Annotated in this window: 15 protein-coding genes and 1 pseudogene; 3 read left to right on the forward strand and 13 right to left on the reverse strand. The window is 41.4% G+C overall.

Features of this window, described 5'->3' with window-relative positions:
• Positions 1-15 precede the first annotated feature (15 nt).
• The 8 genes from AC1DV1_RS24770 to mnmE all read right to left on the reverse strand — a co-directional run bounded on the left by AC1DV1_RS24770 (position 16) and on the right by mnmE (position 13,354).
• The gene (locus AC1DV1_RS24770; protein ID WP_477365089.1) at positions 16-1,104 is read right to left on the reverse strand and encodes a DUF5007 domain-containing protein; all 1,089 of its coding nucleotides are present in this window, start codon (positions 1,102-1,104) and stop codon (positions 16-18) included.
• Positions 1,105-1,146: 42 nt separating this feature from the next.
• The gene (locus AC1DV1_RS24775; protein ID WP_477365092.1) at positions 1,147-2,256 is read right to left on the reverse strand and encodes an ATP/GTP-binding protein; all 1,110 of its coding nucleotides are present in this window, start codon (positions 2,254-2,256) and stop codon (positions 1,147-1,149) included.
• A gap of 11 nt (positions 2,257-2,267) precedes the next feature.
• A complete protein-coding gene (locus AC1DV1_RS24780; RefSeq protein WP_477365095.1) occupies positions 2,268-3,770 on the reverse strand; it encodes a RagB/SusD family nutrient uptake outer membrane protein in 1,503 nt (500 codons plus the stop codon).
• 22 nt (positions 3,771-3,792) lie between these two features.
• Complete coding sequence (locus AC1DV1_RS24785; protein ID WP_477365099.1) at positions 3,793-6,678, reverse strand: SusC/RagA family TonB-linked outer membrane protein; 2,886 nt, start codon at positions 6,676-6,678, stop codon at positions 3,793-3,795.
• Positions 6,679-8,332: 1,654 nt separating this feature from the next.
• Entirely contained in the window at positions 8,333-8,773 is a 441-nt protein-coding gene (locus AC1DV1_RS24790) for a hypothetical protein (RefSeq protein WP_477365103.1), read from the reverse strand.
• A gap of 72 nt (positions 8,774-8,845) precedes the next feature.
• Positions 8,846-9,625: a hypothetical protein gene (locus AC1DV1_RS24795; protein ID WP_477365106.1), complete on the reverse strand. Its 780-nt coding sequence runs from the start codon at positions 9,623-9,625 to the stop codon at positions 8,846-8,848.
• Positions 9,626-10,469: 844 nt separating this feature from the next.
• A complete protein-coding gene (locus AC1DV1_RS24800) occupies positions 10,470-11,483 on the reverse strand; it encodes a DEAD/DEAH box helicase (RefSeq protein ID WP_477365109.1) in 1,014 nt (337 codons plus the stop codon).
• A 476-nt stretch (positions 11,484-11,959) separates the two neighbouring features.
• The gene (mnmE, locus tag AC1DV1_RS24805) at positions 11,960-13,354 is read right to left on the reverse strand and encodes a tRNA uridine-5-carboxymethylaminomethyl(34) synthesis GTPase MnmE (protein ID WP_477365112.1); all 1,395 of its coding nucleotides are present in this window, start codon (positions 13,352-13,354) and stop codon (positions 11,960-11,962) included.
• A 209-nt stretch (positions 13,355-13,563) separates the two neighbouring features.
• On the opposite strand from mnmE, the gene AC1DV1_RS24810 reads away from it, so the two are divergent.
• Entirely contained in the window at positions 13,564-14,622 is a 1,059-nt protein-coding gene (locus tag AC1DV1_RS24810) for a nucleoid-associated protein (RefSeq protein WP_477365115.1), read from the forward strand.
• Positions 14,623-14,773: 151 nt separating this feature from the next.
• On the opposite strand, the gene AC1DV1_RS24815 is transcribed toward AC1DV1_RS24810, so the two are convergent.
• Positions 14,774-16,741, reverse strand: a complete 1,968-nt coding sequence (locus AC1DV1_RS24815) for a KUP/HAK/KT family potassium transporter (protein ID WP_477365118.1) — start codon at positions 16,739-16,741, stop codon at positions 14,774-14,776.
• Between the two features lie 354 nt (positions 16,742-17,095).
• On the opposite strand from AC1DV1_RS24815, the gene AC1DV1_RS24820 reads away from it, so the two are divergent.
• The gene (locus AC1DV1_RS24820) at positions 17,096-17,521 is read left to right on the forward strand and encodes a hypothetical protein (RefSeq protein ID WP_477365121.1); all 426 of its coding nucleotides are present in this window, start codon (positions 17,096-17,098) and stop codon (positions 17,519-17,521) included.
• 9 nt (positions 17,522-17,530) lie between these two features.
• On the opposite strand, the gene AC1DV1_RS24825 is transcribed toward AC1DV1_RS24820, so the two are convergent.
• The 4 genes and pseudogenes from AC1DV1_RS24825 to proS form a co-directional block, all read right to left on the reverse strand.
• Entirely contained in the window at positions 17,531-18,352 is an 822-nt protein-coding gene (locus tag AC1DV1_RS24825) for a TIGR02757 family protein (protein WP_477365124.1), read from the reverse strand.
• Between the two features lie 90 nt (positions 18,353-18,442).
• Positions 18,443-19,588 (reverse strand): annotated as a pseudogene (locus AC1DV1_RS24830) (cystathionine gamma-synthase); the annotation flags it as partial.
• 165 nt (positions 19,589-19,753) lie between these two features.
• Positions 19,754-20,122 carry a four helix bundle protein gene (locus AC1DV1_RS24835; protein ID WP_477365127.1) on the reverse strand — a complete coding sequence of 123 codons (369 nt, stop codon included), beginning with the start codon at positions 20,120-20,122 and terminating at the stop codon, positions 19,754-19,756.
• A gap of 141 nt (positions 20,123-20,263) precedes the next feature.
• Complete coding sequence (gene proS, locus AC1DV1_RS24840) at positions 20,264-21,736, reverse strand: proline--tRNA ligase (RefSeq protein ID WP_477365130.1); 1,473 nt, start codon at positions 21,734-21,736, stop codon at positions 20,264-20,266.
• Between the two features lie 100 nt (positions 21,737-21,836).
• Between proS and AC1DV1_RS24845 the strand changes: the two genes are divergently transcribed.
• Positions 21,837-22,406, forward strand: a 570-nt coding sequence (locus AC1DV1_RS24845; RefSeq protein WP_477365133.1) for a hypothetical protein, incomplete at its 3' end; no start/stop codon positions are given.

The raw sequence follows: 22,406 nt of genomic DNA on the forward strand, positions 1-22,406 counted from the left end.
TGGCTTTAAATGCTATTATTCGTTTTCGAACTTTGGATTATCCTTTCGGAAATGGAAAACTATTTCCCAGTCTCCTTTTCTGTATATGGCAAAATCGATCCCGAAACTTGCCACTACCCTAACACCACCAAAACCAATTCTTGAATACCTGAATTCGGCATGATCACGGGTACCCCCGGGAGCATATATAGTAGGTATTTCAACTAAAGGAATTGGGTAAGCCACATCATACTGCGCGTATGTAAGTGTTTTTTGAAAGTTAAACCCGTGCACTATCTTATCCCATACTGTTTCATTAAACAAAGCAGGGTTCATCTCTACCGAGTCTTTATTTAAAAATTTAAACCTGAGCGAATTCCCCGTACCACCTGTAAATGGGCGGATATAGACCACCACGTCTTTTTTATCGTCGTTACTTTCAAGTGGTATATCGGTAGTAGCCCCAATAACATTATTTAAAAACGGCCTTATATAATTCCGGCTTAACGGGTTATAAGGTGTTTTTGGGTGCGGGGCCGGGCCGCCTGAGTAAATATTAAAATCGTCAGATGGTTCATAAGGGCGCTCCCGGAAAGGCCTTATCTGGAAATCGCGGATAATGGTATGGCCGCCCGTGTTGGTGATCTTCAGATCAAAAAAACGGGTATCCTGCGGAAAATTTGTACTATCTGCCGGCCTCGGAGCAATAAGTTCATTGGTTGACGATGCCCATAAAATAAACTCGCCGGATGGGAGTACTTCAAATAATGGATGTTCCTGCAATTTTCTTTTGGCTTCAATTTCGGCCAAACTTTTTTCCAGGCCGTTATAAGGGGCTGTCCAAACGTAAGTTGATTTTTTCTGAAAAAGATCTGTTACCGGCCGGCCATCGCCAAAGCGGGGGTTAACAATTTCAAACTTTATGGGCTGTGTTGAATTATCGCCGTTAAAGCCACCTATCACCGTAGTGCGCCCTATAATTGGTTCAAATATCTTATTGCTGTAATTTACATTTGAGCTCAAATAGTCCTTATCATTTGGCAGATTAAATATCTTTTTACAACTGCTTAATACAGCAATAGCAAACAAGAAGAAAATGAACTCTTTTTTAAAATATGTTCGCATCTGTTTATGGTTAATTGTATTAATTCCTTGAATTTTCATCACTTATTTAGCCTTATTAATTGACCATTCAGCTAACTGGAAAAGGCCGCCGTCCCTGAGTTCGGTAATGTCAATGCGGTAAAATTTATAAGCTACTGTATTGGGGCAGCTGAAAACTTTTGTCTGGTACCGTTCTTCAAAAAAGAAATTGCTGCGCCTGTCCAGTTCAACCCAGGTTTGTCCGTCATTTGACCCCTCATAAGTCCATGCCCTCGGGTCTCTTTCGGGCGCATCGTTTGCCGAAGTAAGCGTGTATACGCCCGATACTGCCGGTGTATTCAGCTCAAATTTGATCCATAACCTGCCTTGTAGCTCTGCCAGGAATTTGGTATGGTCATCTCCGTCAATAACTTTTTTCGATCCTTCGCCATTATCAGGTCCACCATCATTATCTCTTAATACAGATAGCTTACCTCCAATTAATGATATTAGGTTTGGTGGCGGCGGGATAAATGTGAGCCGGGGAACAAACTCATCAAACCCGAAAATATGGTCGGCACTTACCACATGTACTACCCCATTTTTGGTAATGATGTTATTAGATCCTGTTGTGGTTGTTGACCAAAAGCGGATAAATTTGCTCTTTTTGGTATTGCTGAATTCAATTACCTGCGGGCCACCATCTACCAAACCTGATGACGATGCCCGTGTAACTTTACCATGCATTGGATAACCAAACCGCACGCTTGACAAATCAAGCCCATCCTGTAAGGTTAATGAATCGGTAGTGCGCCTTCCCCTCATAATATAGTACGATGCCATGGTATCCAGCTGTACACCATCAATGTTCGAAAGAAAAAGCGGGTCTTTATCCCCTTGTCTTCTTAAGGTATTCAGGTTATTGATTGCCAGTTGAAAGCTGGGATTTGTAACAGCAAACAGGGTTATATTACTATCGGTTAAGGTTTGCTTTAAGCCCATTCTGTCAATCACTGCTATCAGCGAATCGTAAACACCCGGTTTGCTTTTTAAATATTCATAAGTATTACCGGCAAACACGGGGCTGTTGGTTGCGGTGCTATGGTATCCCCCATCTTTTTTACAGGCAGACAGCAACAGTGCCATAACTACTGATAGCTTTAAGGCACTCATATATTTTTTAGAGTTTTTCATATATGGTCTGATTATTTCCAAAATGGATTTTGAGTTAATAAGTTGTTTTGTGAAATAAGCTTACGGGATATCGGCCAATAAATTCCCTGGGAGTTTATAAGGTTTAAAAAAGCGGGATTATTTTGCTTGATTTTATTATACCTTACCAAATCGTACCATCGTTGCCCCTCGCCCAGTAATTCGCGATGCCGCTCTTCAAATATCAAGTCAACCAACTCGCCGCTATTGATGGTTATAGTGGTTATCCCACGCCTTGTCATTACGTTTATCAACTCGCCTATGGCACCGTTTTGATCACCTAAAACAGCTAATGCTTCGGCACGTAACAAAACAATATCTTCAAGCCTGGTAAAAATCAACGCACTGGTGAAATACCTGAAAGTAGGGTCGGTGGTACCTCCCTGTATAACTTTTATCTTACTGAAAATGGGGTACTTACCATTTATATTGGTAAAATATCTTTCGGACCGTGGCAGCCCAAGTGTATCAACGCTAAATCGCTCGTCATTTGGCTGATTAAATATTTTTAAAATGGTGTCCTTAGGCATATAGATATCAGGAACCTTTTTATTTAAAACAGGTTCCGCCAGGGTCAACTCCTCTATATGGCCAGTTCCAGATCCATCAATATGCCCCCAATCGGAGTTGAAACCAAACATCTGACTGGTGTTTTTATTAAAAAAGAATCCGTTTGATTTGGTCAGGTCTTCGGTATTCTGGAAGCCTATGCCACTTTTGCCATAGTTATCTTCAACAAATTTGGTATAGGTGGCAACATCGGTATAATTGCCTTGCCAGGCCGCCAAATGAGCCAAAACAGCATAAGCCGTATTTTTTGTTGCTAAAGCACCACCCCACCTGGTTCCATCCTCATTGTAATAGTTACCGGGTTGCTGAACATCGCCGCCACTATAAATAAATGGTAAATCGGCTGCGGCTGTTAGCATTTCCTGCTGAGCCCAAACCAATATCTTACCTTGGTTTTCACGGGCTTTGTTTTCAAACTTGCCATCGTGCGATGTGATAATAAACGGTACATCGCCCCATATCCTAACCATGTAGAAGTAAGCGAAGGCCCTGAGGAAGCGGGCCTGGGCAACATCAACAATCATATTGTTTTCTGTATAGCGCTTATCTGCCGCTTTTACATCGCCAACGCGTTCCAGGAAAATATTGGCTGCATTCACGATGGCATAAAACCTGGTCCAGTCGGATAAAGCGTCTACGGTTGGGTAGGATGCATTTAGTTTATTGCCGGCAATGGCCTTAAGATCGGGCCTGTTTGGGCTGATAAACTCGCCTGTCCGAACATCTCCATACAACCAATGACTGTCGTTATCAGATAATGCGGCACGGGTAAGCGCGTAAACTCCAAGCAAGCCGGCACGGGTATCTTCCAACTTATTCCACATATTCACTTCGGCAACCACCCTTACAGAATTTATATCCAATGTTTTATTACAACCGGTTAAGGCCACAAAAAACAGAAGCGTGATATATAATATCTTTTTCATTTTTGTAATTCGTTTTTCCATGTTATAATTCCATTTTCACTCCTAATGTGTACGTTCTTGGTATTGGCAGTCCGTAGCCTGTATCATACCCGTTATAGTTTACCAGCTCGGGGTCCTGGCCGGTGTAAGGAGTGATTGTAAATACATTATTTACTGATGCATACACATAAAACCGGGTTACGTTTATGCTTTTTCTGCGCAGTGTTTTGGTAAGGTCGTACCCAACTAACACCGTCCTCAATTTCAGGAATGAAGCATTTTCAAGAAATAAATTCTGATCAACACGGTACGGAATTACCGTGCTCCATGGATTATACAAAGGGTACTTGCTGTAATCTCCGCGTTTTTCCCAATAAGTAATCTCTTTAACAGAGTTAACATCGCTATTGCCTTCCCTGTTAATAAAATCAAACCGGTTGGCCATTTCCTGGTTAATCAGGTTTCTGCCCAGGTTGAAATAAAAATTGAGGTTTAAGCTCCAGTTACCGTATCTGAAATTATTATCAAAACCACCCGATATTTTGGGCAACGAATGGCCTGTTAATATTTTGTCGTTGTTATCAATAGCATTATCGCCATTCAAATCGCGCCATTTAGGATCGCCGGCCTGCAATGGGATGCCGTTATACTTAGTGGGTTGTCCGTTAACCACCGGTACCTGGTCATTTGACGTATAAATACCATCGTTCACTAAAAGCCAGTATTGATCAACCGGCTGGCCCACCTTTAAAAGCTTGTCACCAATTATAATTTCATTTAAGCCCCTTGGAAGCGCTTTTAATTTATTGGTATTGTGGTTAAGGTTTAAAGATGATGACCAGCCAAAGTTTTTATGATTGATTATATTGGCTGCTATCGAAACATCTATACCGCTGTTATTTACAGCCATCCCACTTTCTATAGATTGCTTATAACCGTATTCGGCAAAGGCAGGTATACCAATAAGCTGATTCTTTTCTTCTTTATTGTACCAATCAACAGATAAGTGTAAACGGTTGTTAAGTAAACCGGCATCTACGCCAAGATTAAGCTGATCTGAATACGACCATGGGATGCCGTAGCCAATCCACCCGGTTGAGTATGGCCTGGTTAATACACCAAATGCATTGTAACCAGGTACAGTTAAGTTGCCGGTATAGCCTACCGATGCCGTATACTGCGGGCCCTGTGCATAATTATCATATGCATTCAATCGCCCTAACCGACCTGCGCTAACACGCAATAAAAGGTCATTGACAGCGCTGTTATCCTTCAGCATTTCTTTTTTAATATTCCATGCGGCAGAAACTACAGGCGAATAAAACCAACGGCTTGTTGGCTGAGCATTTGAAGAACCATCAGCGCGTAACGTAACTGATAACAGGTACTTTTCTTTTAGTGTGTAATCTACTTTGCCATAAAACGATACCAGGTTGTCCCTGGTTTTATCCAAAAAGCGGTAGGTTAATTCACGTGGAAAAGCAACGGGAGTTAAATAATTAGGATCGTTGGGATCGGAGTTTAACAGGTTTATTTTGATAAAATCGTTTACACCTTTATATGCATATGCATTGCTGTATTTATAAATGTTCCATTGGGTTGATTGCCCTACCTCCAGTTGAAAATCATTTACTTTGTTTAGGTTAAAAGAATATGTTGCTTTATTATCCAACATTAATCTTTGGTTAAAGCCAAAGTAGTTTGATGCATAGCTATTACCCTGTAAAAGTGTACGGGCATAAAACACATCACGATAACCTTCATTATAATCTACACCAAAAGTGGTACTGAAATTGAATTTTCCAAATTCAACGCCAATCCTTGCGTACCCGTCAATAATATTGGTTTTGTTATTGTCAAAGCCTTTTTGGTACTCTTTAAGATAGTTGGCATAATAATCTTTATTGGGAGGTAAGGGCGCGCTCAGGTCCGGGAAGTAATTGATCTGCGCAAACCTGTCGCGTAAATTTTTATTACGGGTACGGTCCAACCTGTTAGCATTTACCATGGTTGAAAACAACAGCCACTTTACGGGTTTCATATTGATGTTAAACATGGCGCTATACCGATTTAGCGCTGTTCCGTCAGCAACCCCTTCATTTTTCATATCGCCTAAAGAAAAGCGAAAATTCGCCCGGTTTGTACCTCCCGAAATGCCGAAGTTGATACCATAAACTAAAGCGTTGCGGTAGTAAAGATCGCTCCAGTCGGCTTTTCCGCTATATACATTGTTAAGCGAATCGCTTAAATAAATAGGGTAATTTTCATCATCAGAATATCGGCCGTTGGTAGTATACTGGTCGTAAAACCTTTGTCTGAAAGCGTTTTCGTACTTACCGTTTATGGTTGTTACCTGCGGCCGTTGCGCCAATCCGATATACGAATCGAAAGTGATGCTTCTTGAGGCGCCAGGCGTTTTTGAAGATAAAACAATTACTCCGTTTACAGCCCTTGGGCCATAAACCGCAGTAGCCGCCAAATCCTTCAGTACTTCTATCGACGCAATATTGTTCATATCAATACCGGCAAATATGTTAGTAGCAGGGCCGGGCCTGTTAAACTCATATTGCTGAATATCAAATGCAAACGGGTGTTCGGTTATTATCGGAATACCATCAAGTACCACAAGCGGCTGTGATTGATAAACTTCCCTTTGCGACAACAAGGGCATTGGCGCGCCCCTGATAAACATGTTTTGTACAGAACCGGGCTCGCCCGAAGGCTCCTGAACATATAGCCCGGCGAATTTCCCTTTTAAAAGTTGTTGTAATGAAACTGCCGGAAATAAGGATAATTCAAAAGGTTTTTTAGTAACGCTATCGGCAAAAACGTTATAAATAGTACGCTTTTTTATAAAGTTGGTACTATCCTTTAACAACGAGTCCTTTACAGTTGTATCGCGACGAACTGTGGTGTCATTGTTAAACACAATATAGTTGATTTTGCTTCTCTCTCCCCTATTATCTTTAGCTAAGCAAGTAAGTGCATTTGTAGTAATTGCTGAAAAAACTACAAAGCACAGCCATAAGTATCGCATAATTAATGGATAATTTGATTAATGGATATAAAAATTGATTTTGTAAAGGATTACACCTTCACGAAGACAGTATGCTGCTTAAGCATCTGAGGCATTTGCCAGGAAGAGTGATGTTGAGTAAGGTTTGTGAGCATAGATTTTAGTTTAAGTATTTACTGAGTTAATTGCAGGCAGGCAGGAATAAATATCCAGGACTAACTCCTAACATTTTAGATTACTACAAATTGTTTTGGGACTGATCGCCGGTAGCCGGCAGCAATAATTGACCATAGCCACCATGGCCATAATAGCATTTTGTTTTGTATTCATAATTTGGTAAATGTTAGTTAAATACAGGCCGTTAATTTTTAATTACTTTAAGCCGGTATTGTATTATTATAATTGTGAAATAAAAATAGGAAAAAAATGAAGTAACTTTTCGCTACAGTTCAAATTGATACGATTTGACGAAATGTTGATACGATTTGTTGCAGGTTGATTAATTCACAGGACAATATTGCAAAACCATTTAGCGTTTTGTTTTAAAACAATAAGCATAAGCCCTACAATACCCTATTTATAAGTTGGTTATACTTAGTAAAAGCTACTTCCATTTGCTATTATACTTATATAACGTTATAGCAATACAGATTTTTGCGTAAAAATTAATTCTACACTATTCGGTAATTGATACAGACTGGCATCTTAAGCGATGAAACCAACTATATTGGAAAACGAATTTTTGAAAGTAGAAGAAAAAATAAAGGGTATGCTGATAAAAATGCAAACATGAAGGTATTTAATCCCATAATGACTGCCATAGATAAGTGAAACAGAACTCCTAAGCCCAACCATATAAAACATACGGGCTGTGGGAACAAAAATAACATTGGGAAAGTGCACTCCCAAATTATGATCAGCCAGCATAAAAATAATGCGGTCGGTTTATATTTTAAAACAAACTGCATTTCGGGTTTGCCATATATAACCGTCGCTATTACTTTGTTAACCGCGCTGCCATTCCTCCAGGTACCTGATTTTAGTTTATATATACCCGATATGAAATAAGATAGCGTAAGTTGCGCTACAATAAAACCCGGCCCAACCCATCGTAAAATTGATGTTTTGTCAATAACATAGTACGATGCCAAGCCTAACAATGCTATCAATATAACCTCATCCGCCCCATCCCGCCCATGTGTGTGTCTTAAGTTGAGTAAACATGATATAAAAAAAAGCATAAAAAGGCAGCCGCTTATTAATAAACGGTTTTCGCTAATAATCATAACCAATACTGCAAGTAACAACCGTAAAATAATTATCGATGTAAATTTGTTGCCGTCGAAAATGTAATTTAAAATCCTGGCGCGCCATCCCGAGTATAACCATCCTTCGCCTGCGCCAGAAATTTCCCACGAAAAAAACGTATCTCTACTAAACCGCCGTTTGTAAATCAGATACAAATATTCTACACTCATGAATACTATGGTAAAGGCGACGCAGATTGTGGTCAACATAACTGCGCCGCCTTCAGTAATACCAATAAGTTTATCAAAGCCTATAAACATTACGATAACTGATGTGTGTTTGAAATGAAAACATGGGAAAGCTTGTCCGATTGCGATGGTACCTTCCTGGCAATGGTAAATTGAACAAGTTCCCCCAACTCTCTCCCGCACAAATTATTTACATGGTTTAATATCAGTAAATAAGGCACTCCGAACAACATTTCTTCCCCAGATTCGCCAGGTTGTGTCAAGATCAACTGGCAAAGATCAAAAAAAGCTTTTCTGTGCCGCCTGTTCGGGTTCCATATAAAACTGTACCAGGCTCTTTTTTTGCCAAATTCAGCTAATCGCCAGGGAGATTGAAAGTCGTCTGAAAACACCCTGAAAAAAAGGTAAAAATCTGTGCCATTAGGTTCGGGGGCAAAAAACGTCCATGTTGGAACGAGTGTAAGCTTGTCTGTCCTATCTATCCATTTTTGGGCAAAAGGTAAATATTTCATTATAGATATAATAAAATACAAGGCTAAAACAAACCCTAATAAAATACCCGGAATTTCATTCATCACAAAGGATTAACTTTTTGCTGTACGTGATATAATTTCCTGACGAGCAGCAACAAGTTCTTTAACGGTTGGATTTGCGCTTTTAAATGTAGCAGCCGGTATCTCGGTTGTTGTTTGTTCCTGATACCATTTAAGACAGCGACGTCCTATAATAGTAGCAACACCGGCAACCAAGATACCAGGTGTTATGCCAACAGTTACTATTGCAGGAGTCGCGAATACAATATCATCACCGCCTACTTTTCCAAACTTCATGGACGACCTATCCATTGGGATGTCAACAGCCTGCTTTTCTAATTCAGATAATTGTGGCTGATGGAGAACAACCATAACTTTTGGTTCAACTTTTAACTCATCATTTGAGTAAACAGTGTACTTAAAATTATCCGCGTCAAATTGCCCCCCTGAAAAAGCAAAAAGCACCTTGGTAAACGCTACACCTTTAACAGTAAATAAATTTATCGCAATTGTTTTGGTTCCGTAGTTCAGGTCGACAATAAAAGGAGCAGTTTGTAAAGCAGCTAATGCTTGATCATCAGACAGCTTAGTTAGCTTATTAACTTCCAATTTGTTTTCATAAGCCAAATCGTTTATCTTTTCAGTATCTGTTGAAGCAACGGCTTGTTCTAACTGGTCATAAAAAGCTGAATCGCCATTGGCTACAATTACTACCCCGCTACCGGGTAATAATAGTTCTGTAGACGGGCCACTTAGCGTATAAACTTTAGCGGTCCTTGTAGTTTCTAATTTGTTTTCGCGGCTTAAAGCAGCATTTGAGTTTAATTCCATTGGTAAAATGTTTTGTGAATAACTAATTTCTTTTAAGGCAAATAAAAAGAAGAAACACAAAAAAAACTTTCGAATTCATTGCAAATTCTTTCGAATTTGTTCCCTATTTACCCAATAAGAAATTTATTAAACATCTATAGATAACTTTTACAGATCAGACCACCACAGTGTTACCTGGCGTAAAACCAAAATGGCGAGAGAAGGCGGCCGAAAAACTGGCAGGRCTGCCAAAGCCAACCAATAAGCCAGATTGGATAGGGTTGCTCTACATTGTTCTTACGGCTCATGCGTGTATTGCAAGCTAACAATGCGGATCAGTTAGCCGGGGGAACTGCCCAATAAGGTAGTGGTAATGAAGTAACCGGTCAGGCCTTCATTAAAGGTGGTTAAGGTTATCTAAGAGTAATTAAGTACCCGAAGCGACTTAATTTCATCCACACTTCCGATGAAATCAAAAAATAAAATTTTGGGTAACATCTGAGTAACAAAAGTCGGAAAAACAAGGGCAATTATCTAAGGACTGGGACAAGAAGAATCAACATAACTTATTAATAATGAGCAGTTTATCTTTGTAGGTTTATGGAATTTAAGGGCGTTTGACAGGCCTATTTCCCGATACAGGAATTACCAATCAGTTGATTATCATAAAGTTACAGAGTTTGAGTAACAAATGAGTAACAGATACATAATATAGTAAAAAATGTTAATAACTCACAATTTTTATTTACAAATCTTGAATGACAGTATCAACAGAGTTTTTCATCCAATATGTCTTCCAATTAATGAAGCTTTTGTTGTCAGATCTATGATTATTTTGCTCCTTTTACTAAGTAATTAATTTTAACTACAGTATATCCGAAAGGCTCCCGTGTAATTCTTGAAAAAGGTGAGCAGATTTCCATGCACTCCTGTTTCCAACTACATATAGCACCTCTTTTGATCGCGTTACTGCGACATTCAATAAATTAGGCTTTTTGCCAGCCCAATTCCGAGCGCCACTTTGTGCAGGAAGTGGTGCTCCCAGAACAAATATCACCGCTTCCGCTTCTCTGCCCTGTACTGTGTGTACAGTGCCTACGCGCTCCGATGGCCAACTTTCCGGGTTATCGACCCAGTTATGCAGGATACCGGTACGACGAAGCAGCATACGTAAATTATCCGCGACTATTACAAAAGGACTTACAATATAGAGATCGGGCTTTATACCCGAGCTTTTCAATTGTTGCAGCATCCCTATCACCCAATCGCCTTCCTGAGCACACCATTTGTCTTGTGCTTGACCTGCAATATCAAACCAACGGGAAGGGCCGAACAAATCTCGTATTGATGAAGATAAAGGGCGCTTTGCCTGAACCATCTGCCCACCATAACCGATCTTGTTTGAAATCGAAAACATCGGATCGGCACAACGCCGATGTACTAATAAAGGCACTCCGACCGTGCGGACGGCTCCAGGAGCTACGAAATCAGCGACAAAAGCAGACGTTTGATCTCCTAATGTCTGTACTGAACCCTCCGGCGCGTTATAACGATCTGCTTCTACCAAAAATTCACCGCAAATGCTTCGTGTTAGACTATCTGGTAAACTCACAACAGGCTCAATCTGAACCGGATCGCCTACAATGATCGCTCGGTTAGTACGCATCAGGGCGCCAATGGCCGCTTGTGGCAAAGCTTGCCCGGCTTCATCCACCAAAAGATAGCCTAAAGATTCTGGAGGCAGTTCTTTCATCATCCTGCCAACTGATGCAAATGTTGTAGAAATACATGGGATAACCAGAAACAAAGAGGCCCACATGTCCGGTAATAAAACTTGCTTTTTCTTATCAGAAAAGTCTTTCCCTGATAATGCCATCATTAGAACGCCGAGGTTATGCCGGAAATACTGTGCCGAGGCATCAATGAATGCTTTATGGCATTGAATGTTTGTTTACAATGCACACATTTTCTTTGGATCGTGAAATTTGAACTCATGTATTTTAAATTTCCACAATCTAATTATCCACATTAACACTCGCTCCAAGAAAATCAACGCAACGATATCGGTTGTTACTTCTCCCTAAATTGTAGTGTTTTGTGGCATTTAGTATCGTTTAGTGCTATTTAGTTACCGATAGTTACAACGATTTTAAGTAGCCTAAAAATGAGGAACAAAAGATAATTTGGGAACCAAAAAAGCAACAAAATTACTTTCAAATAGTAACAAAAAGCATAAATATACCGATAGGTTTTATTTATAAACGCCTGATAACATGGTATTTAAGAAATTAAAATGAAGAATTTTACTTTCTGTTTTTATTTCATAACTGATTGACAATCAATTAGTTATGCCGACTACTTGCCGATACAAAACTTACTAAATATATTCTCCAGCAAATCATCCGTAGTGACCACACCGGTAATCTCGCCTAAATAATGTAATGCCTGTTTAATATCCATCGACAAAAAATCGGAGGTGATGCTGCCATCGATCCCGCCAAGTACGCGCACAAGGGCCTCCTCAGTTTTTTGAAGCGCTTCCAGATGGCGGATGTTGGTTACCATGGTTTCGTCGCCACTCAGCTGGTCTTTAATTGATGAAGAATAGATGCGTTGTTTCAGTTCGTCAATATGTTGTTTCTCTTTAGCAGATATGATGGTCAGTTTATCGGCATGTGGCAAAGCCGCTATCAGGGCTTCGGTAAGCAAATCGGCTTTATTGGCTACCAGCAGCATGGAAATTCCTGGCTTTTGCAGGCTTCCAATGTCGCTGTTCAATTCTTCGGTAGTAATTTCGGCAGCATCAAACACATAAACCAACAGGGCCGACTGGCTTATTTTCTCCATCGTGCGCTGCACCCCTATCTGCTCAATAGCATCAGTTGCCTCGCGGATGCCTGCGGTATCTATCAGCCGGAAATTGATGCCCTGGATGTTCAGTACCTCTTCAATAGTATCGCGGGTGGTACCCGGGATATGACTCACGATGGCCCTTTCCTCGTTCAGGAGGGCATTCAATAGCGTGGACTTACCCGCGTTGGGCCGTCCGGCTATAACCGTGTTAACGCCGTTCTTGATGGCATTGCCCAGTTCGAACGACTGGATTAACCTGCCTACTATTTTGGTGATCTCATGGATGAGGTTTTTCAGCTGGTCGCGGTTGGCAAACTCTACATCCTCTTCGGCAAAATCAAGTTCCAGTTCAATTAGTGATGCAAAATTTACCAGTTGCTCGCGCAGGGCCTGTAGCTGGGTACTAAAGCCACCACGCAATTGCTGTAAAGCTACCTGTTGTGATGCTTTGGAATTGGAGGCTATCAAATCGGCAACGGCTTCGGCCTGCGATAAATCGAGCTGCCCGTTCAGGAAAGCCCTGAGGGTAAACTCGCMTGGCTTGGCTGACCGTGCTCCTTTTTTAATGAATAGCTTTATGATGGATTCAATGATATAGCCCGAGGCATGGCAACTGATCTCGACAACATTCTCACGCGTATATGATCGCGGGGCCACAAATAGCGAAGCCAAAACTTCATCTAGCACCAAATCGCCGTCAACAATATGGCCGAAGTGGATGGTATGTGAGGCCTGTTTGGTTAAATCTTTACCCTTCCACACACTGTTGGCAATAGCTATGGCATTCAGCCCCGAAAGGCGGATAACCGCGATAGCGCCAATCCCGTTTGGGGTGGCAAGGGCAACGATGGTATCTTCGGAGTTGTGAGTTATGAGTTGTGAGTTGTGAGTGTCCATAGTTTTATCTGAACCGGAATTTGTAGAATTAAGGAATTGACAGAATTTTAAAATTTGCGCAATTCTAAAAATTCGATGAATTCCGGTTCGGACACAAAAGTAAAACAAAATCCCTTGAACTATGAACCAAAGGCCATGAACTACTTTTCAATGACTTAATGACGCGCAGCAAATAACCCAATGACTAAAAACCTTAACTTCGCGTAATTATGGTAACATTTTTTGAAGCTTCGCTCGATACTATTTCGGTACATCATGTTGGTAATCCTTTGCAGGACGAGTTATACGCCTTGTCGGATAGTCCGCTGGAATTGAAGGATGAGATTATTCCTAACCTGCTGATGCAGTATTTTTTAAAACCTTTTGAAAAGGTTAACGAAGTTTATCACCTGACACATAGCAGTGGCGACCTTGCGCTTAACGAGCTGCATAACTTTGCCACCCAGGTGTTTGAGGATCAGGAAAAATTTCACGAAGCATCAGAAAAAATTGCCAAACACCTGTTTAAGGTTACCACCCACCCCAATATTAAAGGCGGCGAGCTGTACGTGGTTTACTTTAACAGCGTACAAATTGAAGGTAACCCACTGGATACCATTGGCATTTTTAAATCGGAAAATAAAGAAACCTACCTGAAAGTTTACCCGGATAAAGGCGGCTTCCAGGTTGATTATGAGCAGGATGCCATTAACATTAACAAGTTGGATAAAGGCGTGCTCATCTTCAATATCGAAAAAGAAAACGGTTATAAAGTGGTGGTGGTTGATAAAACCAACGGCGGCCAGGATGCAGCCGTGTACTGGAAAGACGATTTTTTACAGCTCAAAATCCGTAACGATAGCTTTAACCAAACCAACAATACCTTGGGAATTTACAAAAACTTTGTTACCCAAAAACTCGACGATCAGTTTGAAATGAGCAAGGCCGACAAAATAGACCTGCTTAACCGGTCGATGAAGTACTTTAAAGAAAAGGAAACTTTTGATATGGACGAATTTGGCAACGAGGTAATAGGCAACCCGGAAGCCATTGAATCATTCAAAACCTTCAAAAACCAGTACGAACAGGAATTTGACAGCCCAATTGGCAACAGCTTCGAAATATCGGGCAATGCTGTAAAAAAACAAGCCCGCGACTACAAAAGTGTTTTAAAGCTGGATAAAAATTTCCACATTTATATCCATGGCGATAAACAACTCATCGAAAAAGGCTTTGACGACGATAAAGCTATGAACTTTTATAAGGTTTATTTTAAGGAAGAAGCGTAGGGTTAGTTGATTATGTGAGTGGTTGATTGGGTTAAGTGGTTGACAAGTGATCAACATTTTAAACTTAATCAACCACTCACCTAATCAACTTAATCAACCATTCACTTATTCAACCACTCACCTAATCAACTTAACCAACCACTCATCTAACCTATACCGGCTCCACCCTTTTCAAATGCAAATTACTCACCGGCTTAACTACCAAGGGTATTTTTTCAATCCGGGTTTCGCTGGTATCTAACCCAAAAGCTTTGGCTTCTGACTGGGCCAGTTTTTTAATGGCGAAGTAGCTGTTCAATATAAATCCTTCGCTCACACTAAACAGGTTATTGTAACTCAGGAATTTTTCCATAATTACAAACCTGAAATCGGCAGGGATATTGTATTCTTTAAGCGACGCGTATTTACTGGTAATATCAATTTCCTTACGTTTCACCATATCTTCTACCACGTTGCGGAATAGCACATTAACCCGCGGTTGGATCCTGAACCCTAAGCGGTATTCGATCCGGATAACCTTACCCGGCTCAATATGGTCAACACTGTACTCCATGGTGTAAGGCTCGTCTGTACGCTCAATGTGCACAAACCAATAGATATCGGCACGTTTAGGGCGGCGGCTCATGATAGAGTAAATAATCTTTTCTTCTATCTGTTTGCTGTTATTGGCCTTGGTCAGATAGATTAAATGCGTAGCGTATTTGTTTACGGTAGTATCGGCACTAAGCGCATTTAACAGGGGTAATTTTTCTTTAATATCTACAAAATGAAGGAAACGGTTGTTAATCTTCCTTGCCCTAAACCAGATGTACATGGTAAATATCAACCCTACTTCAAAGCCTACAAAGAACAGTCTTTTTAATATTTTAACTGCGTTGGCTACAAAAAACGAGAACTCAACAGTTAAAAACAAACACAGTATAATGGTTACCAACCAAACAGGCCAATGCTTCACATAACGCATAAAGTAGTACATTAAAATGGTAGTGCTAAGCATGGCAATAGTGATACTAAAGCCATAAGCCGCGGTCATGGCGCTTGATGTTTTAAAGTACAACGATACCAGGATACACCCCACACACAAAATCCAGTTGATGCTGGGTATATAAATCTGCCCGCGAATGTTAGATGGATATTTGATGGTAATGCGCGGCCAGAAGTTCATGCTCACCGCCTCGCTGATCAGGGTAAACGACCCGCTGATTAACGCCTGGCTGGCAATAATAGTAGCCATGGTAGCCAGTGCAATACTCGGGATAAGGAACTGGTGAGGCACTATCTCAAAGAATGGATTTACACCTGTAAAATTCTTGGTTGGCGACTGCGCCAATACCCATGCACCCTGCCCAAGGTAATTAATAACCAGTGTGGTTTTTACAAAAATCCAGCTTACCTGGATGTTTTTGCGGCCGCAATGACCCAAATCGGAGTATAAGGCCTCGGCGCCTGTTGTACACAAAAACACCGCGCCCAGCAACCAGAAACCTTTTGGATGATCCATCAGTAAGCGCGCCCCATAATAAGGGTTTAGGGCTTTAAATATGCTGGGAGAATGGATTACCTGTATTCCGCCTAAAATGCCAAGCATCAAAAACCACATCAACATAATAGGCCCAAAAGCCGAACCAACCACCTTGGTGCCAAATTGCTGAAAAAAGAAAAGCAGTATAATTATTGCTATTACAATGATCAAAATGAGGTTATTACCCGGAATAATAATATCCGAAAAATAAGGTACCAAATTCAATCCTTCAATAGCTGAAGTTACCGATATTGGCGGAGTAATTATACCATCGGCAAGTAATGTGCCTGCCCCTATAATAGCCGGGATAGCCAGCCACTTGCCATAGCGCCTTACCAGGGCATACAACGAGAAGATACCACCTTCGCCCTTATTATCGGCCTGCAGGGTTATTACAATGTATTTAAAGGTGGTTTGCAGGGTAAGCGTCCAAAAAATACAAGAGATGGAGCCTAAAACCAGGGCCGGATTTACTTTCCCGCCTTCGACCAGCAGAGTTTGAAATACATATAGCGGGGAGGTACCGATATCGCCAAAAATGATACCGAGCGTAACAATCATGCCCGCAAATGTGAGGTGCTTAACGTGTGAGTTCATTTAATAAATAAAAAAATTAGGGGATTGAAAAGGTGACAGTACTGTTGCCAGGGATATTTTTTGTAGCCACATTGAATGTTGACCGCCGCAACAAAGAAATACTATCACCATAAACTGTTTTTAATAACGAACCCTCGTATTCAAAACATATGCCTACAGGGCGATTAGAAAAACTAAAAATCTGTATTACAGATAATTGGCTGTAAATTTATGAATTTATAAAAATCGAAAAACCTATCATTTTGATAGGTTTTATCAGAATGATAGCAAGAAATTAAAATCAGTTAATCAATAAAATCGCACTACCTCAACCGTTATATTGTATTTAACTTTGTATTTTTAAAATAAAAAAGCATGAGTAACCTCCATAAAAAGGTGATATTTAAACACCTCCTGAAAACAATCGTTACCATTGGTCTTTTAACAACCATAACAACGGCTTTTGCCCAAACAAATGACACAGATACTTCTGCAACTATTACTGCAGACGTTAAAAGCAAAATTTTAGCCGAATCAAAAGATGGTGGCAGGTTTGATTTTTGGACGCCTATAAAAGGGCATGAATATGATGGCCAAAGGATTCAAACGGGCGCAAGTACAAAAGATAACATTTATGCTACCAACCGGGAAATTGCAGTTATAAAATGGGCATATGCGCTTAGTAAATCAGGCATCAAAAAAAGCGACATCATCGGTTTTTATGAGGAATTGAAAGGCAGAAAGATAAGAAGCGACGAGATAACCTTAATAGATTTTGGCATCAAAAAGGCGGCGAATTAAAATGGGGGCCTAAAACTGCACGCCCCACCGTTCCTCAATGCCCAAACCAAACAGGGCAAAATCATACTTCACCGGATCGAGCGGATCAAATTGTTTAAGGCGTTCTGTTAGTTCAAGGGCAGTTTGCCAGTCGGTTTGTTTCCTGGTGATGAGTAACAGTTTGCGGGAAACCCTGTCTACATGCAGATCGAGCGGGCAAATCAGGTCGGCAGGTTTGATCCGGTTCCAGATTCCGAAATCAACGCCGTTATCGTCTTTACGAACCATCCAGCGTAAAAACATATTCAACCGTTTACAGGTTGATTTCTGCGATGGAGAGGATACGTGTTTTTTGGTGCGATGAGGGTAATCGGGCAGGGAAAAGAAATAACTTCGGAATTGATTGAGATGATCTTCAGCCCCCCAACCCCCTAAAGGGGGAGTTTTTTTGTTAGCCGCCCGTTGTTCCCCCTTTAGGGGGTTAGGGGGCATAAATGCGTCCTCAAGCGAATCAAAATTTTCATAATGATACCTGAAAAAGCTGATGAAGTACAATGTATCGATATCGTTAAAAGTGCGGTGCTTAAAGCTCAGCAGCTTCTTAAGATCTGGTTCTTCGTGGTTGATGATAAAATCATAGGGTGCCCCATCCATCAACGTAATAAGTTCTTTACACTTTTTAATGATGGTAACCCGCTGCCCCCAGGCCAGGGTAGCTGCCCAAAAACCCATGATCTCGATATCCTGTTTTTTGCTGAACAGGTGCGGGATTACTATAGGGTCGTTCTCAATAAACTCCGGGCGGTTGTATTGGGCAACTTTAGCGTCGAGGAAGGATTGAAGATTTTCCATAAATAGTATCAAGTAGCGAGTATCAAGTATCAAGTACAAAATATTAGACCGGAGCCAAAAATCTTGATACTTGATACTAACTACTTGCTACTAAGAAAGCGCTTGTTTCAAATCTTCCAGCAAATCTTCAATATCCTCTACGCCTACGCTTAAACGCAGCAGGTTATCTACCACGCCGGCTTTTTCGCGTTCGGCTTTGGGGATAGATCCATGGGTCATGCTTACGGGGTGGTTAATCAGGGATTCCACACCGCCTAATGACTCTGCAAGGGCAAATACTTTAAATGAAGATGCGATGCGGAAGGTCTCCTGCAGGTCGGCATCTTTCAATACGATAGAGATCATGCCGCCAAAATCGCGCATCTGCTTTTTGGCAACTTCGTGATTTGGATGATCGGTAAAGCCCGGCCAGTAAATTTTCTCTACTTTGGGGTGTATTTTCAGGAACTCGGCTACTAAGCGACCGTTTTCGCAATGCGCCTTCATGCGCAGGTGCAGGGTTTTAATGCCCCTAAGCACCAGGAAACTGTCCATTGGGCCCGGTGTGGCACCACAGGCGTTGTAAATAAACCAAAGTCTTTTGTACAGGTCCTCGTCGTTCGTCATCAGGGCGCCCATTACAACATCACTATGGCCACCAATGTATTTGGTTACGGAGTGCATTACCAGGTCGGCCCCAAGGTCGATAGGGTTTTGCAGGTATGGCGATGCAAAAGTATTATCTACCACAAACAGCAAATTTTTCTCTTTGGTAATTTTGCCTATGGCCTCAATATCTACAATTTGCATGGTTGGGTTGGTAGGTGTTTCTATCCAAACCAGTTTAGTGTATGAGTTGGTGTACTCGGCAACAATTTCGGGATCAGACAGATCCAAAAAATGAAACTTAATGCCGTAGTGAGCATATATTTTGGTAAAAATCCGGTACGAACCACCATACAGGTCATTTCCGGTAATCACCTCGTCGCCGGGCTGTAATAGTTTCATCACGGCGTCAGTCGCGCCCATTCCGCTTGAAAAAGCCAAACCAAACTCGGCATTTTCCAATGCAGCCAAACAGCCCTCAAGCGCTTTACGGGTTGGGTTTGTACCACGCGAGTATTCATATCCCTTATTATCTCCCGGCGATTTTTGCCAATAGGTAGATGTTTGGTATATCGGCGTCATGATAGCACCGGTAGTTGGATCGGGCTCCTGCCCTGCGTGTATTGCTTTAGTTGCGAATTTCATTTTTAGGTGAGTGGTTGATTGGGTTGATTAGGTGAGTGGTTGTGTTTTGGTGAGTGGTTGTCTTTTGGTGAATGGTTGATTGGGTTGATTAAGCGAGTCGTTATCTTTACATAAATCCCTATTAACCAATCGCTTAATCAACTACTCACTCCATCAACCATTCTCCATTCACTAACCCTCCCCTTTTTTGCTCTTTAAATATTGAATATAACCATTTATTAATCTCAGGCAACTATCGTATTCTGCCTGAAATGATTGTAATATATCGTTTGTTATAATATCTTCATCAAGTGCTATCATCAAATGATCGAGTGTTTCAGTTAACGAACCTCTCGCCATAATGCAAAAGCGAATATTATCCTGGTAATGAAACCGACCGTGTCCTTCGGCTAAATTATTTCCTATAGAACGTGAAGAGCGTATGATTTGATCTGTTAACCGATACTTTTCTTCAGCAGGAAAGTTTTTAACAAGTCTGGATATTACATTTCTGATCTTTCTTGCTTGTTTCCATGTCTCAAGATCCGTGAACGAGGCCATTGTCAAGTGATTAGTGAGTGGTTGATTGGGTGAGTAGTTGGCATGAATTTATACAAATATAACCATTCACTTAATCAACCCAATCAACTGCTCTCCAAATATAACCACTCACTTAATCAACCCAATCAACCACTCACCAGCCTAATAAGCCCGTGCAAACAGAACCCTCTGCGTAGAGGGCTTACCTGTCAAAATGCACTTACCTTCTTCCTGCTTATTATCCAAAGGTATGCAACGGATTGTCGCTTTAGTTTCCTCTTTTATCTTTTGCTCGGTCTCCGGGGTTCCGTCCCAGTGGGCGCTTATAAAGCCTGGTTGCTCATCAAGCATGCGTTTAAACTCCTCGTAGGTATCAACCTCGGTTATGTTTTCGGCGCGGAAATCGAAAGCTTTTTTATAGATGTTGTTCTGAATTTCTTCTAACAAAGCTTCAATATGTTGGGCCAAACCTTCCTGGTTAACGGTATTCTTGGTTTTGGTATCGCGGCGGGCCAGTTCAACGGTTCCGTTTGTCATATCGCGGCTTCCAATGGCTACACGCAATGGTACGCCCTTCAACTCGTACTCGGCAAATTTTGCTCCCGGGCGATGGGTATCGCGGTTATCAAATTTCACAGAAATACCTTTGGCCTTTAGTTCTTTCTTTAAAGAATCTACATAAGTCGATATATTGTCCAGCTCTTCCTGGTGCTTGTAAATAGGCACAACCACAACTTGTATAGGCGCCAGTTTTGGCGGCAATACCAGGCCGGCATCGTCGCTGTGGGCCATAATTAAAGCGCCTATCAAGCGCGTTGATACGCCCCATGAGGTTGCCCAAACATGTTCTATCTTATTTTCTTTATTGGTGAACTTTACATCAAAGGCTTTGGCAAAATTCTGCCCCAAAAAGTGCGATGTACCTGCCTGTAAGGCTTTACCATCCTGCATTAAAGCCTCAATACAATAAGTATCTAAAGCCCCTGCAAAACGCTCGTTAGCTGTTTTGCGGCCTTTTACTACCGGCAGTGCCATCCAGTTTTCGGCAAAATCGGCATATACGTTCAGCATTTGCTCGGTTTCGGCTATCGCTTCCTCGGCTGTAGCATGGGCGGTGTGGCCTTCCTGCCATAAAAACTCGCTGGTGCGCAAAAACAAACGGGTACGCATTTCCCAACGCATTACGTTGGCCCATTGGTTAACCAGGATAGGCAAATCGCGGTATGACTGGATCCAGCCTTTATACGTATTCCAGATAATGGTTTCTGATGTTGGGCGAATGATCAGCTCTTCTTCCAGTTTGGCATCCTCATCAACTATAATATTGCCATTACCATCGTTTTTAAGGCGGTAGTGGGTAACAACAGCGCACTCCTTGGCAAAACCATCAACGTGGCTGGCCTCTTTGCTGAAAAAGGATTTGGGTATTAACAGCGGAAAATAGGCATTGCTATGCCCGGTATCTTTAAACATGCCGTCAAGCACGGCCTGTATTTTTTCCCATATAGAATAGCCGTACGGTTTAATGATCATGCAGCCCCTAACCGGCGAATATTCGGCCATGTCAGATTTAATTACTAAGTCGTTAAACCATTGCGAATAATCTTCGTCTTTACTGATAACACCTTTGCTCATATTGATTGGAATAGAATTTTTGACTTTGCAATTATTGTATATTGCGCCCAAATTTATAAATTTAAAACTTATTCGAACCCGAACTTTTACAAACCTGCATATGAAACGGAATATTGCAATAGGAATTTTTCTGATCAGCGCCCTGGCACTGAGTTCCTGCTCCACTCAAAAACTCGCTACCACTGTAAGTAACGACGATGTATACTTTTCGAATGCGAAAGCAGGAGATGAGCCTATTTATGCCGTGCAGCCTGTTTACAACCAAACTGACGCTGATAACCAACAGGTGCAGCAGGAAGATGACGACGATTATTTTTACTATGATGATTATTCGTCGCGTATAAACCGTTTCAGTTATTACTCTCCGTTTAGTTATTATGATAATTTATATTACGGCTACAGCAACCCCTATTACAATGGTGGTTTTAGCTTAGGCTTTAATTATGGCCCTTATGGTTATGGCTACTCGCCTTATGCTTACGGCGGATGGGGCGTTGGCTATGGTTACGGCTATGGCAGTAGCTGGGGCCTTGGTTTAGGATATGGCTACCCCTACGGTTATGGTTACGGCGGTTTCGGTGGCGGTTATGGATACGGTGGCCTTTATGGCGGCGGTTATGGATACGGCGGCGGTTATGGCCGTGGTGGATATGYTTCATCGGGTACGCCG

Source organism: Mucilaginibacter sp. P4_D1 (assembly GCF_056401935.1).

What these genes read in the sequence shown, in the direction of transcription:
- AC1DV1_RS24770 (WP_477365089.1), bottom strand. Translation starts at nt 1,104, where the DNA reads ATGCGAACATATTTTAAAAAAGAGTTCATTTTCTTCTTGTTTGCTATT.
- AC1DV1_RS24775 (WP_477365092.1), bottom strand. Translation starts at nt 2,256, where the DNA reads ATGAAAAACTCTAAAAAATATATGAGTGCCTTAAAGCTATCAGTAGTT.
- AC1DV1_RS24780 (WP_477365095.1), bottom strand. Translation starts at nt 3,770, where the DNA reads ATGAAAAAGATATTATATATCACGCTTCTGTTTTTTGTGGCCTTAACC.
- AC1DV1_RS24790 (WP_477365103.1), bottom strand. Translation starts at nt 8,773, where the DNA reads ATGAAATATTTACCTTTTGCCCAAAAATGGATAGATAGGACAGACAAG.
- AC1DV1_RS24795 (WP_477365106.1), bottom strand. Translation starts at nt 9,625, where the DNA reads ATGGAATTAAACTCAAATGCTGCTTTAAGCCGCGAAAACAAATTAGAA.
- AC1DV1_RS24800 (WP_477365109.1), bottom strand. Translation starts at nt 11,483, where the DNA reads ATGATGGCATTATCAGGGAAAGACTTTTCTGATAAGAAAAAGCAAGTT.
- AC1DV1_RS24810 (WP_477365115.1), top strand. Translation starts at nt 13,564, where the DNA reads ATGGTAACATTTTTTGAAGCTTCGCTCGATACTATTTCGGTACATCAT.
- AC1DV1_RS24815 (WP_477365118.1), bottom strand. Translation starts at nt 16,741, where the DNA reads ATGAACTCACACGTTAAGCACCTCACATTTGCGGGCATGATTGTTACG.
- AC1DV1_RS24820 (WP_477365121.1), top strand. Translation starts at nt 17,096, where the DNA reads ATGAGTAACCTCCATAAAAAGGTGATATTTAAACACCTCCTGAAAACA.
- AC1DV1_RS24825 (WP_477365124.1), bottom strand. Translation starts at nt 18,352, where the DNA reads ATGGAAAATCTTCAATCCTTCCTCGACGCTAAAGTTGCCCAATACAAC.
- AC1DV1_RS24835 (WP_477365127.1), bottom strand. Translation starts at nt 20,122, where the DNA reads ATGGCCTCGTTCACGGATCTTGAGACATGGAAACAAGCAAGAAAGATC.
- proS (WP_477365130.1), bottom strand. Translation starts at nt 21,736, where the DNA reads ATGAGCAAAGGTGTTATCAGTAAAGACGAAGATTATTCGCAATGGTTT.